The following is a 15,644-nucleotide window of genomic DNA, read 5'->3' as shown; positions in this document are numbered from 1 at the left end:
TCCTTTTGAAATAAGTTTCTCTAAAAATAGCAAAAGTCGGGCCCAAGCCCAAATACCAAGGTAGCCCAGTAACCACAAATGGAGACAAAAAAAGGTGCCAATTGTTTTATTGGCACCTTAATTATCGATAGATTATGCTATTGACTATGCTTGACCTTGAGGAGTTCCGAAAGGAAATGCTACAGTTGGGTCACCACCTTGTTGAGGTTGCTCAGCAACACCTACATCCATTTTAATCGGACCATTCAAAGCTTCGAAACGATTCACGTTATCAACCAATGCACCTAACAAGCGTTTTGCGTGCTCTGGAGTCAAAACGATTCTTGATTTCACTTTTGCTTTTGGCACTCCTGGCATCACACGGATAAAGTCAACCACAAATTCTGTATTAGAGTGAGTGATAATCGCAAGATTTGAGTAGATTCCTTCTGCTACTTCTTCTGTCAACTCGATGCTCAATTCGTTTTGATTTTGGTTATTTTCCATAATAATTCTAAATGATAAGTTAATATAATCCTAAATTCTATTTTGTAAATGTTCTAAAGTCCTGTCCATCCTCGATATTCAACAACGTCTGATAGATCAAACGGATCACATTGTCGACATCCTCTTTGTGCACCATTTCAACCGTCGTGTGCATATAACGTAGTGGCAAGGAAATCAGGGCAGAGGGCACGCCGCCATTGCTATAGGCAAAAGCGTCGGTATCTGTTCCTGTATAACGTGAACATGCCTGACGTTGGAATGGAATATTATTTTCCTCGGCAACTTTCACCAACAGCTTATTCAAGTTGACCTGAACCGCCGGAGCATAAGACAATACCGGCCCTTTTCCGGAGAATAAATCTCCTTGTGTGATCTTGTTGATCATCGGCGTTTGGGTATCATGCGTCACATCAGTCACAATGGCAACATTCGGCTTAATGCGATCTGCAATCATTTCAGCACCGCGCAAACCAATCTCTTCCTGCACCGAATTTACGATATATAATCCAAACGGCAATTTCTTTTTATTCTCTTTCAGCAGACGAGCGACCTCAGCAATCATAAAGCCACCGGCACGATTGTCCAAGGCCCGTCCAATATAGTAACGATCGTTTAAGATTGAAAAAGTGTCTTCATAGGTAATCACACAGCCTACGTGTACACCTAAAGCTTCCACTTCCTCTTTGGAACTGCATCCACAATCCAAAAAGATATTTTTTAGGGAAGGATTTTCTTCTTTCTCGCCCGAACGTGTATGAATGGCAGGCCAGCCAAATACAGCCTTCACAATGCCTTTTTCCGTATGGATGTTCACCCGTTTGGAAGGTGCGATCTGATGATCCGAACCGCCATTGCGTACCACGTATATCAATCCATCTTTTGTAATGTAATTGACAAACCAGGAGATTTCATCAGCATGGGCCTCGATCACCACTTTATAAGCAGCCTTTGGATTGATTACGCCAACCGCTGTGCCATAATTATCAACAAAAGTTTCGTCCACATAGGGCTTCAGATAGTCCAGCCATAAACGTTGGCCGTCCCATTCAAAACCTGTGGGTGAAGCATTGTTTATATATTTTTCAAAAAATGAAAGCGAATCTTTTGTTACGACTGCTGTCGTTTTCGGTTCTTTTTTCTTATTCTTTTCAGCCATCTTTTCCTTTTCTATTTACTTTCGTCAAAATATGAAAATTTCAATGAAATGCAAAAGTAAAAATGTTTTTTGGAATATTCCTTTTACATTTCACTTTCATTTTATTGAAAAATAAGATTAAACCTTATCTTTACCTTAGTAATTTAAACAGACATAAAAAAATATGAATTCAATACTAAGTGCAATACATTGGAATGTAGATCCTGAGATGTTCAACTTTGGCGCATTTGCCCTACGCTATTACGCCTTATGTTGGCTCCTCGCTTTCTTTGTGTCCTATGTTATTATGTTGCGCATTTTCAAAAAAGAAGGCCGCACGCAAGAGCAACTGGATCAGCTCTCCATCTATATCTTCCTCGGCACACTGATCGGCGCACGACTTGGTCATTGCCTATTCTACGATTTTGACTATTATAAAGACCATATCCTGGAAATTTTCCTCCCTTTCAAATGGGATAAAAACGGATTCCAGGTGACTGGTTTTGCAGGATTGGCCTCCCATGGTGGAGCCATTGGTATCCTTGTTGCACTCTACCTCTTCTGCCGCAAGACCAAGACTGACTTTTTATGGTTAGCGGACCGATTGGTAGTGGTGGTACCTATCGCCGGTGCGTTGATCCGGATTGGTAATTTTTTCAATTCGGAAATGGTAGGGACACCTACAGATTTGCCCTGGGCAATAATTTTTGAACGACACGACAATATCCCCCGCCATCCGGGCCAGCTCTATGAGGCCATTGCCTATATTATCATCTTTATTATTATCGGCTCCTTATTCAAATCGAACCCGAATCGTCAAAAAGGAAAATTGTTCGGTATTTTTATGGTTTTATTATTTGGTGCGCGGATGGTGTTGGAGCATTTTAAAATTGATCAAGAAGCCTTTGAACAAAGCATGTTGCTCAATATGGGACAGCTTTTGAGTATACCTTTTATTTTGGTCGGTTTCTATTTTATTTTCCGAAAACCAAAAGCTTAAAATACACGGCGATCTGAGACAGTTCGCAACGTCAATATAAAGCTGGCATCTTTCTTACGAAAGATGCCTTTTTTTATCGTTATACTTCAGCTTCTGTTCGACCGCGGTAGCCGCCTGTTCCTACCATGCTCCGCCCTCTAACCGCGATGAATCCGCAGTAAATCCGACATGAGTCCGTGGTAAGTCCGAGTCTATCACGCATTTACCATAAACCCATCCCGCTTCCATATTGCTGGCACCTGCCTTCTGATACGAAGCAGCCCCGAATTATTCTGCTATCAAGAGTGAATACTCCTCAATTAGCGCTAATCACATGGACTGTATATGCGATAAAAATAAGTCAAATCCAATAAGCTAAATTCGATTCATAAACAAAATCACCTTGTTTTTTTTCAAAGACTCCAAAGATTACTATATTTAGGCTTCTTTAAAGAGCAAAATTTTTACAACAAGAAACTTAAGCCTAAAATGAGTCTAGAAAAGTGCGCATCCGTCGAAGCGAACGAAAACATGCTTCAATACAATGGTAAATATGGTGAGTATGGTGGATCTTATATCCCACCTGTCCTAGAAAATCAGTTAAACAAATTAGCCGATTTTTTTGACAGCCATGTTCAGAAAGAAGAATTCCAAAAAGAATTCATCTCCATCCTCAAACACTATGTAGGACGTCCCTCACCTTTGTATTTTGCAAAAAATCTGAGTGAATATGTAGGATCCAGGATCTACTTAAAGCGGGAAGACCTGAATCATACCGGTTCACACAAAATCAACAATTGTATCGGTCAGATCTTGTTGGCGAAACAAATGGGCGCGACGGAAATTATTGCCGAAACCGGAGCTGGTCAGCACGGAGTTGCAACCGCGACTGCCGCTGCTCTCTTAAATATTCCATGCAAAGTCTTTATGGGCGAAATTGATGCCGCCCGTCAAGCCTTGAATGTGAAACGGATGGAGTTGTTGGGTGCTGAGGTTGTCACAACAAATCTAGGAAGCCGAACACTTAAAGATGCTGTTGACGCCGCGTTGATGTATTATGTCGAAAATCCAACATCGTATTATCTTCTTGGTTCACATGTCGGACCGCATCCCTATCCTAAAATGGTGGGCTATTTTCAGAGTGTGATCGGTAAAGAAGCCCGACAACAAATTCTTGAACAGGAAGGACGCCTTCCAGACAGTATCTTTGCCTGTGTAGGCGGTGGATCAAATGCCATTGGATTATTTTCAGGTTTTCTGGAAGATCAAGAAGTTGAGATCAATGGCGGTGAAGGCGGCGGCTCGGGTACTTACCCTAAAACAGCCGCTACCCTATCTTTTGGTAAACCGACCGTATTTCAGGGCACCTATTCCTACTGCCTTGTTGACGATACAGGCAATCCGATCCCATCCACATCCGTATCAGCTGGACTGGATTACCCGGGCATCTCGCCACAGCATGCCGCTTTAAAAGACAGCAATCGGGCCAACTATTATCCGGTTACGGACGACGAAGCGATCGCCGCCTATAAATTGCTTTCCAAATTAGAAGGGATCATCCCGGCAATTGAGTCTTCACATGCGGTTGCCCTAGCGGTCAAACTATTGAAAGATAAAAACAAACTTGCTATCGTTAATCTGTCTGGCCGCGGAGACAAGGATGTCGACCGTGAATTTTAATAGATCACTGAATAATTTAGATAGCCATAGCAGATTGCTCATAAGGCACCTCGCTATGGCTATTGATATAAATCCGGGTTTTCCATGTATGCTAACCGTTCCATTTAGATAACAGCGATTCTTATGAAACGAAATAAAAATCGCCACAACTGGCTAAAAATCATTACTACGGTATTCCTCCTATTGATTCTTGGGATTACCGCCTATAACTTTTATCCTGAACCCCGCTTACCAAAAAATGCGGTGGTTGACAAACTTGTGGTCTATAAATCCAAACGAATCCTATCAGCTTATGCGCAAGGCAAATTGCTCAAATCCTACCGAATATCGCTGGGCGGAGAGCCGATTGGAGCTAAAAAAATCGAAGGTGATTTAAAGACACCGGAAGGATTATATTATATCAACGATAAAAATCAGTACAGTGGATATCACAAGAACCTAGGGATTTCGTATCCGAATGATCAGAATATCGCCTATGCCAGATCTTTGGGCAAAACCGCGGGTGGTGACATCAAAATCCATGGCTTAAGAAATGGAATGGGCTTTATCGGGAAATTACAACGTTGGACAGACTGGACATTCGGCTGCATGGCGTTAACCAACACAGAAATTGATGAACTTTATCAGGCCGTTCCCATCGGTACCCCTATTGCGATTAATCCCTAACGTTGATCTGCATAGCAGTTCCATCGGCTAGACAGGCTGTATGGATGGCTCGGCAGAAGGCACCAAAAAGCTACAACATATCACCTAAATCTTACAACAGAAATGTCCGATTAATTTGCGATTTTTGGGTTTGGATTTGTAACTTGTATTAAAAAAAATCGGATGAAACTCGCAATAAAGAATATGGTATGCAATAGATGCATCATGGTCGTCGAAAACGAATTGGCCAAGCTTAATCTTCACATTAAACATATTTCTTTAGGACAGGTCGAAATTGAAGAGACATTAAACCGGGAACAATCGGCTCAGCTAGCCGAAAACTTCTCCGCCCTCGGTTTTGAACTCATCGATGACAAAAGAACGGTATTGATTGAGCAGGTCAAACATTTGGTCCTGGACTTAATCCGCAACCAACATAACAATACCAATCTTAATTTATCGGAAATAATAAGTAATCAGATTTACCATGATTACAATTATATTTCGAATTTATTTTCGGATGTTGAAGGCATGACGATCGAAAAATATTTCATTAGCCAAAAGATTGAATATGTCAAGGAGCTTTTGGTCTATGATGAATTGACACTAAGCGAAATCGCCTATCAGTTGAACTATTCCAGCGTTGCTTATTTAAGCAATCAATTCAAAAAGGTTACCGGACTGACCCCTAGTCATTTTAAGCATATCAAAGAGAATAAACGTAAACCATTGGATAAAATACATGACGCAGGATAAATTATTCAGCTCCAGCTGTTTTCGATAGGCCAGCTCACCATTTGACTCCCGATAAAAAAACAGGTATTAAAGATAACAGAAAAGGCCTCCGAGCGGAAGCCTTTCTTTTTAAAATTGCCCTTTCAAATTTGCAACCCTTATTTTAAATATCTCTAATTCTTTTTGCTGTTGATTGATAAAAGAGTTTTCTGTTAACTTCCCGACAACTATATCACGCTCTTCATCATTGGCATATACCATATTCTTGAACGGATTTTTGTAATCTTTCGCACGGGATTTATAGATCTGCTCGCCTATCCAGATTCGGTGCCCCAAAGCCTCATCCAACAAAGATACAATTTTATCTCCGGATATTTCCACACCTTCCAAAGTCAGAATTTCAATCAGAGACAATAAGGCATGCTTTCGCTTATCCAATAGATACTCCTTGCTACGTTCATGATAAAACTCATGAATATCATCCCAGGAGTCTATCTTTTTGGATTTGATATCATCCAGAAAAACCTGTAATGCAGTACTTTCGATAAGCTGTCCACCGATATTTTCCCAATTTGTCCGTTTTTCACCGGCAAGGCTAGCAATGATTTCATCGATTGATCGGCCTTCCTCCAGTGCATCCATTAGGTGCAGTACACCATAATACTTGATAAATGAACGATAGAGATGATAAGCTTCACCTACTTTTTGAATCACTGTAGGTCTGCGCGAATTTTCTGCTCCGGATAAAACAATAGTCTTATCTTTTAGATCAATATTGTTGGCAAGTAAGGTACGCCCGGCTAAAATATGTTCCTCCCGTGTCTTATTCCCTTCGTGTTGAAGGCTTTCCGACACAGCAAAAGCAAGTGTTTCCATTCCGCCAAACATCTCATTGACAGTATCAGGGGCCAACATATCGTACTCAAAATATTGATTTTTAAAATGCCTATTGTCCCGGGCTTCATACTTATTGGCATTACGCACCAGTGCATACATATTATACATAAACCAATATCCCGGAATAAGCGAAAGCCGATCATGCTGCACATCATTGCTCACTAACGTGAAGGGCAGCTGAATATCCAGCTCGTGCAGAAAATCACCCTTGACGATCAAGCAATAAGAGGCGAATCTCGAATTATGTTTAAGACTTACACACAATCCAGGCCAAAAGCCACGTCCTGCAATAATCTCCCCGTCAGCAGCTCGGGAATTGTGGTTCGACCCCACTGTCGCCCCGGCAGCCATATTGCTTTGCCCCATCACCAATGCTGCGCACAGAAAAGAATTATTATGATGTTGCTCATGCGCCGGAAAGATCAGGGAATTAAGCACTTCACAACAGGATATCGTCGAATTATCGCCGAGATAAGAATTGATCAATCGTGCACCATATTTCAGCTGCGAGTAAGAGGCTAAAATAAAACGTACCGCCTTTACCCCGTAGAATATACGGCAACCGTAACCAATGATACCATTGACCAACTCACAACCCTCACCAATTTGCGTATAGGATTCCCGGGAAGAATTGACGGTCACATTTTTCAACTTGCTTACTCCTTTAATATAAGCATCGGTACCAATCTTCACATTTTTGATTGTGAATGTATTTTTAATGACACAACGATCCCCTATCTGACTATAATACCCACGTTGTGTACCAAATTTTTGGTCCGTCAGCTCTTCAAAACGATGCTGTAGCATACGATCATGACGATTTCGCGTCCACAGGTAAACATCGGCGGCCTGCATACCGTCGAAAGGATAAACCGAGCGCGCTCCATTTTCATTGCAAAGCTCCAATTGGATGCGTTTATCGGATTCTTCACCATCCCGCAGAATACCATTTCCGAACTTGGCTGTGCTACCGGTTTCCATCTCCTTGATCTGACTTAACAGCACTTCATTCCCCACAATAAAATAGGATAAATAACCTATATGATGTACAGCTACATCATCGCCAAAATCCGAACTGATAATGGTCGAATGATATAAACCGATGGGAAGCTGCAGGTTTCGATATTCGAGGTAACTAGGGCTTAAATTTCCGATGCGTACCAAGCCGTAGAATTTACAGCCCTGAACCTGCTTGGGATCAAAGATCGCCGAAACTTTCACTTTGGACCAGTCACTCGACCAATTACCATTAGCAATAAGTTCCTGAACCTCAATTGCCGTGAGATCACGGTAATCATTACGTGGATTCTGCTGAAAACGCAGGGTGTACTCATCCTGCCCTTCATGGAGAAATTCATTTGGGATAAAATCATATCCCAAATGCTCCAAAGGTATTTTCTTTAATACACTCATGCGCCTCCTATTCTACTGTGACAGATTTGGCGAGATTACGAGGTTTGTCAACATCTAAACCTAACTCAACACCAATATAATAAGACAATAACTGCAAAGGAACAACAGAGATTAAAGGAGCAATAACCTCATCTGCCTCTGGAATTTCCATAAAGTCATCTGACAGATTTTCGGAAACGGCGTCACCTCTGGTAACTACGGAAATAATCTTCCCTTTTCTGGCTTTTATCTCCTGGATATTGGAAACAATTTTTTCATGATAAGCATCTTTGGTTGCGACGAAAACAACGGGCAAGTTTTCATCGACCAAAGCAATAGGGCCATGTTTCATCTCCGCTGCCGGATAACCTTCGGCATGAATATAAGAGATCTCTTTTAGCTTTAGTGCACCCTCCAAGGCAACCGGGAAATTATAGCCCCTGCCAAGAAACAAGAAATCCCTCGCGTCTTTATATTTTTTTGCTATTTGTTGAATCTTTTCGATTTGCGTATCCAAAATCCACTGTACTTTCCCGGGAACGTCATGCAATTCTTCCGACAGTTTCAGAAAACGCTCGTCGGAAATCGTTCCTTTTAACGCCGCAATTTTTAATGCGATCAGGTTGAGGACAGTCAGCTGCGCCGTAAATGCCTTTGTACTTGCCACGCCGATTTCAGGTCCCGCATGCGTATAAGCGCCTGCATCTGAAAGACGTGCTATGGACGAGCCGACCACATTCACTACGCCCAGAATGATCGCGCCCTGTTTTTTTGCATTCTCCAACGCAACTAAGGTATCCGCAGTCTCCCCACTTTGTGAAATGGCCAAAATAACATCTCCGGGATGGATCACTGGATTACGGTAGCGGAATTCAGAAGCATATTCCACTTCAACGTTGATGCGGCATAATTCTTCAATGACATATTCCGCAATTAATCCGGCATGCCAGCTTGTACCACATGCCACAATCACAATCCGATTGGTGTTGCTGATCTCATTCGCATACTTCTCGATTCCACTAAGAATAATTTGTTTCGCCTGCAGATCCAGACGACCACGCATAGAATCGTAGATGGTATCCGGCTGTTCAAAGATTTCCTTGAGCATAAAATGGTCGTAGCCACCTTTTTCAATAGCCGATAACTCCAGATCCAGCTTTTGGATATACGGGGTGATACGTTCATTCCCCAAATTCTTTAGAATCAACTCTTCGGGCGTAATAATCGCCAGTTCGTAGTCATTGATATAAACAACCTCTTTGGTATACGCCAACATGGGCGAAGCGTCTGAACCTAGAAAGTGTTCGTTTTTGCCTATTCCGATGACCAACGGGCTCCCCTTTCTGGCTGCAATAATCCGATCTGGATGACCAGCTTCTAAGACAAGGATCACATAAGCACCGACGACTCTTTTTAAAGCAATACGAATTGCCTCTTCCAGAGGGCACTCATTCTGTAATTGGATTTCTTCGATAAAATTAACGAGTACTTCTGTATCCGTATCACTTTTAAAATGATAACCTTTATTAATTAATTCTGATTTTAAAGATGCATAATTTTCAATGATACCATTATGAATCATTGCGATGCGTCCACTGTTTGAGTAATGTGGATGGGCATTTCGGTCAGAAGGTTCACCATGGGTGGCCCATCGTGTATGCCCTATTCCTGTTGTTGACTGAAGATCCTGACCGTAAACGAATTCTTCCAAATTCACGACTTTTCCTGTCTTTTTGTAAACATCGACATGTTCACCTTTGTGTAGTGCGACTCCTGCACTGTCATAACCACGGTATTCTAATTTTTTCAATCCGTCAATGACGATACCATACGCCTGACGGTAACCTGTGTATCCTACAATTCCACACATGCTTGTCTCAATTTTAAGTATATATATATTTTGTTAATGCGGTCGCAATGTAATAAAAAATATTTATGCAATCGATTGATTAACCTAAATTTAATACAAAAAAAAGGAGGCCAATGACTTAGCCTCCTTTCCTTTGTAAAATTGATATATGTTTAATGTTCTGCGACATCAACATGGTCGTAATTTTCTACCATGAGCGCCTCATAATCAGTCTTTTCCTTTTTTCCGAAACGGCGTTGCAAACTATCGAAGATTGAATAGACAACTGGGACGACAACTAACGTCAAGAACAAAGAGGACAACAGACCACCAATGATTACAATGGCCAAGCCTCTATTCATATCGGCACCATCACCTGTGGCGATCGCTATTGGAATCATACCGAATACCATCGCGATTGTCGTCATCAAAATCGGACGAAGGCGGGCATGGTTCGCTGCAACTAATGCATCGTGGGTGGTATCTCCTGCTTCTTTACGGTGATTAGCAAAGTCAACCAGCATAATCGCATTCTTGGCTACCAATCCGATCAACATAATGATACCCAAAATCGTAAATATATTCAATGTTTGATTTCCCAAAGCCAAGAACAATAATGCCCCGATAAATGACAATGGAATAGAGAACAAGACAACGAATGGAGTGATAAAACTATCATATAAAGCAACCATTACCAAATATACTAGGATAATAGATGCCAATAAGGCAATTCCTAAAGTTCCAAAACCTTCGGTTTGATTTTCCATGTTACCACCCCAGATAAATACGATTCCTGGTTTGCGCGGTAGTTTTTCAAACTGCGCTTGCCATTCCTGAGCTACTGTACCCATCGGTCTACCGATTGCCTGTCCTTGAATGGACACCGCCGGCGATTTGTCCCGGCGTTCCAACAAAGTTGGGCCAGAACCATAAGTGACGTTGGCAAATTGCTCCAATGAAATCGAAGCCCCCTTATTGTTAATAAACTTCAAATCACGCACATTGTCAATATTTGCACGACCACTTTCGGTGTAACGGATATTAATGTCATACTCGTTATCCCCCGCCCTATATTTATTATCGGTATTTCCCGAAAATGCAGTTTGCATAGTCATACCGACAGTCGACACATTCAGGCCCAGGGATGTCATTTTATTGCGATCAATTTTCACATTAATCTCTGGGTTACCCGCCTCAGAGGTCAATTTTACTCCCGCAGCTCCCGGAATTTTGCGCAATTGGTCAGCAGCTTTCTCCGCAAATTCTTGCGCGTCTTCGACAGAGGCACCAATGATGGTCAACTTCAACGGCGCCTGCTCTGCTCCCATAATACCAACGTTCACAGTTTTGACTTTGGCACCAATCAGTTTATTTTCCAATTCACGTTTTAAGGTTGCAGAATACACCTGGGAATTTCCTTCAAAATTCTCCTTGTCCAGAATAACATGGATTTCGGATTTATAACGAGATCCTGTAGTGGAAGCCATACCGTCCGAAGATTGTCCGACTGTAGTGATTATTTCTTTAACGTCTGGCTTGGATTTAAGATAAGCCTCCGCCTTTTGCGTCAATAAGTTTGTTTTTTCCAAAGAAGCGTCTTTATCGAGTTCCAATTGGATAAAAAATTCCTTACGGTCGATACCCGGGAAAAAATCCGAACCGATATAGCCCTTCACTACCAATGAAAATGAAGCAATCAAAAGTCCTATCGCTAGTCCTAGCGTAGCCAGTTTAGTCAATCGTGTTTTTAAAGACCATACCAACAATCCGGATACCCAATGCGTAAACGCAGTCAAACCACTTTCAAATCCATGGATTATGCGTCCAAACAAAGATGTTTTGCTCAAATGTTCAAGTTTTCCGAAACGCGAGTACAACCAAGGAACTACCGTAAATGACACAAGTAAAGATAACATCGTAGAGATAATTACGGTCACACAGAATTGTGCTAGGATATTTGCAACCAGTCCTGTAGACATCGCAATTGGCAAGAACACTACCACGATAACCAAGGTAATCGCCGTAACGGTAAATCCAATTTCGGAAGCACCATCAAATGCCGCACGCACCTTGTTTTTACCCATCTCCATATGGCGGTGAATATTCTCGATAACAACGATCGCATCATCCACCAGGATACCCACCACAAGGGATAAACCCAACAGTGACATCAAGTTTAACGTATAGCCCATCAAAAGTAAGCCAATGAAGGTTGCAATCAACGACAGCGGAATCGCTACCATTGTAATTGCAGCATTTCGCAAACTCTGTAAGAAAAACAACATAATAAAACCTACTAAAGCAATTGCGATCATCAAATCATGGATTACGTTGTCGGCTGCATTCAAGGTAAAGTCAGAAGAGTCATTGGCCACCAAAATTTTAATATTTTGCGCAGCATAATCCTTCTCAACCCCGCTAATTATCTTTCCATTTTTATCATGTACTGCAATGGTTTTCTTTACCGCTTCGGATACAGCTACTGCATTGGCGTCCGATTGTTTAAAGACCTGCAGCAAAATAGTATTCTGGCGGTCCAAACGAGCTACTTTTTCAATTTCTTTGATACCATCCTGAACGTCTGCAATATCACGTAAATAGATCTGAACCCCTGCCGGAGTTGTAATCGGCAAGTTACGAAGCTCCTCAATTGAGGTAACCTTTCCGGCCAACCGGATTGTAGTCCTATTATCACGTGTGCTTACGTTACCTGTAGGAAAATCCAAATTAGATGCCGCTACAGTTTGTTGCACCTGTGAGATTGTCAATCCATAACCTTCGATTTTCTTTGGATCCACAGAAATTTGGATCTCGCGTTCTTCACCTCCAATCATGTCTACTTTTGCAACCCCATTAATACGTGCAAAAACAGGCTGGATTTTATTGTCCAGGAGATCGTATAACTCTTTCTCGGACAAGTTTGAGGTAACAGCCAAACTCATGATCGCTACATCGTCCAACGAGAACTTGGACAGGGAGGGTGTCTCCACATCGTCAGGCAAGTCGTTTATGACGGCATTGATCTTCCGCTGGGCATCAGTTAGCAGAAAGTTGACGTCAGCGCCATTGTTAAGGGTAATCATAACGATCGACACCCCTTCAAGCGAGGTCGATTCTACTTTTTTGATGCTTTCCAAGGATGAAATAGCATCCTCAATTTTCTTGGTGACAGAGCTCTCCACCTCAGCGGGGGATGCTCCCGGATAAACCGTCTGCACCGTGATGACGTTGATCTCAAATTTAGGGACTAACTCGTACCCTAATTGAGTATAGGAAAACAACCCGCCTAATGTGAGTATTATAAATAATACGATAATTATACTGGGACGTTTTATCGATATTTCGGTAATTTTCATTAGAATTATTTGTTTTTAATGGTAATGAAACCACGACTTCATTTGCTACTGGTTTTCAGTAAACATTATTTAATAATTTCAACAGGGCTCTGATCAAACAAATTGATTTGACCCGAAACAATCACTTGATCACCATTTTGCAGGCCGCCCAAAATTTCAATATAATCGCCGAAATTTCTTCCGGATTTCACATTGGTTTCGATTGCTTTACCATTTTTAAGAACGAATATTTTATTGTCGCTCACACTACCGACGAATGCGTTACGGGGCACGATCAAAGTATTGCCGGCAACACCCTCGCCAAACATCGCTGTGCCATACATACCGGCACGCAATTGATTGGATGAGTTATTGACTTCAATTTCTACCGGGAAATTTAAGCTTCCGTCTGATTTGGGTGCGATAAATGTCACTTTACCAGTGAATCTTTGGTCAGCATAAACACTTGCCGATACATCCACAGATTGACCGATTTTTAACGTTGCCACATTTTTCTCATCCACATTGACACGTAATTTTAACGTGCTTACATTCACGATATCGAATGCTGCAGCTCCAATATTTAAATAAGTTCCGGGTTCTATTTTACGTGCATTGACCACTCCTGAAACAGAAGTTTTGATGGTTACATCGCCTGCATTCAATTTTGAAGCCTTTAAATTATTTTTGGCATTTTCATATTGTAATTTCACCTGATCCAATTGCTGTTTGGTAACACCACCCGTAGAATAAGCGCTTTCAAAACGATGTAGGTCGGCCTGGGCATTGGTAAAGGCTGCCTGAGCATTCGCTACATTTACATTCAGCTTATCCCCTTCAATGATCGCCAATGTTTGCCCGGCACTCACACGTGATCCCTCATCAACCAATACCTTAACTACTCTACCGGCAGTTTCTGCAGAGACTGTTACTTCTTGCTTCGGTGCAAAGGTTCCATTCGCAGTATAACGCAAATCCATCGAAGTGACCTTTGCGGTATCGATACGAACAGCAATAGACGCATTAGTTTTGGCGACTTCAGCAGTCTCAGCTTCGTTCTTCTTTTTATTTTTATTTAACACAAAAAATATTCCTGCAAGACCAGCAGCAATAATAAGTAGGGTAATAATTCCGCGTTTCATATTGTATTAGTCAATTATTCGTTAATTAGTGATTTGAGATTGCCGTTTGCTTTAATCAGTTGAACTTCCGCCACTTTATAATCAAGCAAAGACGTATTTAAATTATTTTGTGCATCAGCATAAGCTTTTTCTGCGTCGAGTAGATCTGTTAACGTCGCCAAACCATTCTTGTAGTTATTGTTTGTATCCTCCAAGACGGACTTGGCCAAATCCACGTTTTTGCGATTCGACTCAATCGTCAGAAGGGTATTCTTGATTTGCACTTTGGAATTTTCCGCAGCCATACTTAGCGCTAATTTTGTATCAGCGATATCGACCTGAAGCTTATCAATATCAATCTGAGCTTGACGGACCTTGGATTTTGTCAAGAAGCCATTAAAAATAGGAACGGATAAATTCAAGCCGATTCCCGAGAAACTAGACCAGTTTACACCTTCAGCCTTTGAAAATATAGGAAATACTGGCCCCAGGCCTTGACGTCCATAATTGGCAGTCAGCGACAATGTTGGATAGTATTTTGAAATCTCGGCTTTTTTATTGAGCTCCAATAAGTCATTTTGTTTCGCCAGCACCTGAATCTCTGTTCTATTGGAAACATCAATTGGATTATAAACGGCATTTAATGCAACCGTCTCAAAGGTTGAGCTTGGCATGACGATCTGCTCATCCATGGACATACCGATAACAAATTTAAGTGCATTTTCTTTAAGTTCAACTGCATTAATCAACTGCTGCCTAGATGCTTTTAAATTTGTAACTGCTACATTTGTACGATCCAAGTCAATTTTCTTAGCCAGTCCATTCTTGTATAGACCATCGATCACGTCTCTTGTTTTTGTCGTGCTTTCTAAGTTATTATCAACTGTTTTTAATTGTAATTTGGATTGATAAACATCATAATAGCTATTAGCTACTTTTTCAATTAACTGTTCATCTGTCAATGTTTTATTAATCAGGTAAAATTCGCGTGTGGTTTTCGCTGCCTTTAATCCGGTAAATACTGTTTGATTAAACAATTGTTGATTCAAACTTATCGAATTTGTTGATTGCCATTTTTGTCCGAAAGCGGCCATTACCGTTGTTCCGGGCTGACCGACGAGCTCTCCGGGCAATGCAACTTTTTGAATCATGGGATTATACGTTATTCCCCCTGTAAAATTGATCTGTGGCAATGCCCCCGATTTAACCTCAGCGATCTTATGCTCCGCATTCTGCACATCGAGTGTCGCTTTTTTTGCATCAGCTTTATTCTGCAGAGCAAATTTGATCGCATCACTTAGGCTTAATTGCTGTTGTGCATGACTTTGGAAAACCATCGTACCTAATAAAAGGCTGGCTAGTATTCTGATTGTTTTCATTCCTAATTTAT

General features: G+C 41.4%; 11 protein-coding genes. 4 read left to right on the top strand and 7 right to left on the bottom strand.

Annotated elements, in window-relative coordinates; all coding sequences use genetic code 11:
* Positions 1-144: 144 nt before the first annotated feature.
* Positions 145-486 carry a DUF3467 domain-containing protein gene (locus G6053_RS11895; RefSeq protein WP_104382326.1) on the bottom strand — a complete coding sequence of 114 codons (342 nt, stop codon included), beginning with the start codon at positions 484-486 and terminating at the stop codon, positions 145-147.
* 37 nt (positions 487-523) lie between these two features.
* Positions 524-1,642 carry a M42 family metallopeptidase gene (locus tag G6053_RS11890; RefSeq protein ID WP_108632007.1) on the bottom strand — a complete coding sequence of 373 codons (1,119 nt, stop codon included), beginning with the start codon at positions 1,640-1,642 and terminating at the stop codon, positions 524-526.
* A gap of 163 nt (positions 1,643-1,805) precedes the next feature.
* On the opposite strand from G6053_RS11890, the gene lgt reads away from it, so the two are divergent.
* From lgt to G6053_RS11870, 4 genes are all read left to right on the top strand, one after another.
* Complete coding sequence (gene lgt / locus G6053_RS11885) at positions 1,806-2,621, top strand: prolipoprotein diacylglyceryl transferase (protein ID WP_108632008.1); 816 nt, start codon at positions 1,806-1,808, stop codon at positions 2,619-2,621.
* 468 nt (positions 2,622-3,089) lie between these two features.
* Positions 3,090-4,280: a tryptophan synthase subunit beta gene (trpB, locus tag G6053_RS11880; RefSeq protein WP_241254985.1), complete on the top strand. Its 1,191-nt coding sequence runs from the start codon at positions 3,090-3,092 to the stop codon at positions 4,278-4,280.
* A 123-nt stretch (positions 4,281-4,403) separates the two neighbouring features.
* Positions 4,404-4,946, top strand: coding sequence for a L,D-transpeptidase family protein (locus G6053_RS11875; protein ID WP_165306585.1), 543 nt, complete (start codon positions 4,404-4,406; stop codon positions 4,944-4,946).
* 162 nt (positions 4,947-5,108) lie between these two features.
* Positions 5,109-5,681 carry an AraC family transcriptional regulator gene (locus tag G6053_RS11870; protein ID WP_165306584.1) on the top strand — a complete coding sequence of 191 codons (573 nt, stop codon included), beginning with the start codon at positions 5,109-5,111 and terminating at the stop codon, positions 5,679-5,681.
* A 108-nt stretch (positions 5,682-5,789) separates the two neighbouring features.
* Here G6053_RS11870 and G6053_RS11865 read toward each other — a convergent pair whose 3' ends face one another.
* The 5 genes from G6053_RS11865 to G6053_RS11845 form a co-directional block, all read right to left on the bottom strand.
* Positions 5,790-7,970, bottom strand: coding sequence for a DUF4954 family protein (locus G6053_RS11865; protein ID WP_165306583.1), 2,181 nt, complete (start codon positions 7,968-7,970; stop codon positions 5,790-5,792).
* Positions 7,971-7,977: 7 nt separating this feature from the next.
* Positions 7,978-9,819 (bottom strand): glutamine--fructose-6-phosphate transaminase (isomerizing), encoded by a 1,842-nt coding sequence (glmS, locus tag G6053_RS11860; protein WP_165306582.1) that lies wholly within the window; start codon positions 9,817-9,819, stop codon positions 7,978-7,980.
* A gap of 152 nt (positions 9,820-9,971) precedes the next feature.
* Positions 9,972-13,154: an efflux RND transporter permease subunit gene (locus G6053_RS11855; RefSeq protein ID WP_165306581.1), complete on the bottom strand. Its 3,183-nt coding sequence runs from the start codon at positions 13,152-13,154 to the stop codon at positions 9,972-9,974.
* A gap of 65 nt (positions 13,155-13,219) precedes the next feature.
* On the bottom strand, positions 13,220-14,275 hold the full coding sequence (locus G6053_RS11850) for an efflux RND transporter periplasmic adaptor subunit (protein ID WP_108632014.1): 1,056 nt from the start codon (positions 14,273-14,275) through the stop codon (positions 13,220-13,222).
* 14 nt (positions 14,276-14,289) lie between these two features.
* Entirely contained in the window at positions 14,290-15,633 is a 1,344-nt protein-coding gene (locus tag G6053_RS11845) for a TolC family protein (protein ID WP_108632015.1), read from the bottom strand.
* Between the last annotated feature and the right edge of the window lie 11 nt (positions 15,634-15,644).

It is taken from the genome of Sphingobacterium sp. DR205 (assembly GCF_011064245.1).
Taxonomy (GTDB): domain Bacteria; phylum Bacteroidota; class Bacteroidia; order Sphingobacteriales; family Sphingobacteriaceae; genus Sphingobacterium; species Sphingobacterium athyrii.
This window is presented reverse-complemented; position numbering and strand designations above follow the sequence as displayed.

What these genes read in the sequence shown, in the direction of transcription:
- G6053_RS11895 (WP_104382326.1), bottom strand. Translation starts at nt 486, where the DNA reads ATGGAAAATAACCAAAATCAAAACGAATTGAGCATCGAGTTGACAGAA.
- G6053_RS11890 (WP_108632007.1), bottom strand. Translation starts at nt 1,642, where the DNA reads ATGGCTGAAAAGAATAAGAAAAAAGAACCGAAAACGACAGCAGTCGTA.
- lgt (WP_108632008.1), top strand. Translation starts at nt 1,806, where the DNA reads ATGAATTCAATACTAAGTGCAATACATTGGAATGTAGATCCTGAGATG.
- trpB (WP_241254985.1), top strand. Translation starts at nt 3,090, where the DNA reads ATGAGTCTAGAAAAGTGCGCATCCGTCGAAGCGAACGAAAACATGCTT.
- G6053_RS11875 (WP_165306585.1), top strand. Translation starts at nt 4,404, where the DNA reads ATGAAACGAAATAAAAATCGCCACAACTGGCTAAAAATCATTACTACG.
- G6053_RS11870 (WP_165306584.1), top strand. Translation starts at nt 5,109, where the DNA reads ATGAAACTCGCAATAAAGAATATGGTATGCAATAGATGCATCATGGTC.
- G6053_RS11865 (WP_165306583.1), bottom strand. Translation starts at nt 7,970, where the DNA reads ATGAGTGTATTAAAGAAAATACCTTTGGAGCATTTGGGATATGATTTT.
- glmS (WP_165306582.1), bottom strand. Translation starts at nt 9,819, where the DNA reads ATGTGTGGAATTGTAGGATACACAGGTTACCGTCAGGCGTATGGTATC.
- G6053_RS11855 (WP_165306581.1), bottom strand. Translation starts at nt 13,154, where the DNA reads ATGAAAATTACCGAAATATCGATAAAACGTCCCAGTATAATTATCGTA.
- G6053_RS11850 (WP_108632014.1), bottom strand. Translation starts at nt 14,275, where the DNA reads ATGAAACGCGGAATTATTACCCTACTTATTATTGCTGCTGGTCTTGCA.
- G6053_RS11845 (WP_108632015.1), bottom strand. Translation starts at nt 15,633, where the DNA reads ATGAAAACAATCAGAATACTAGCCAGCCTTTTATTAGGTACGATGGTT.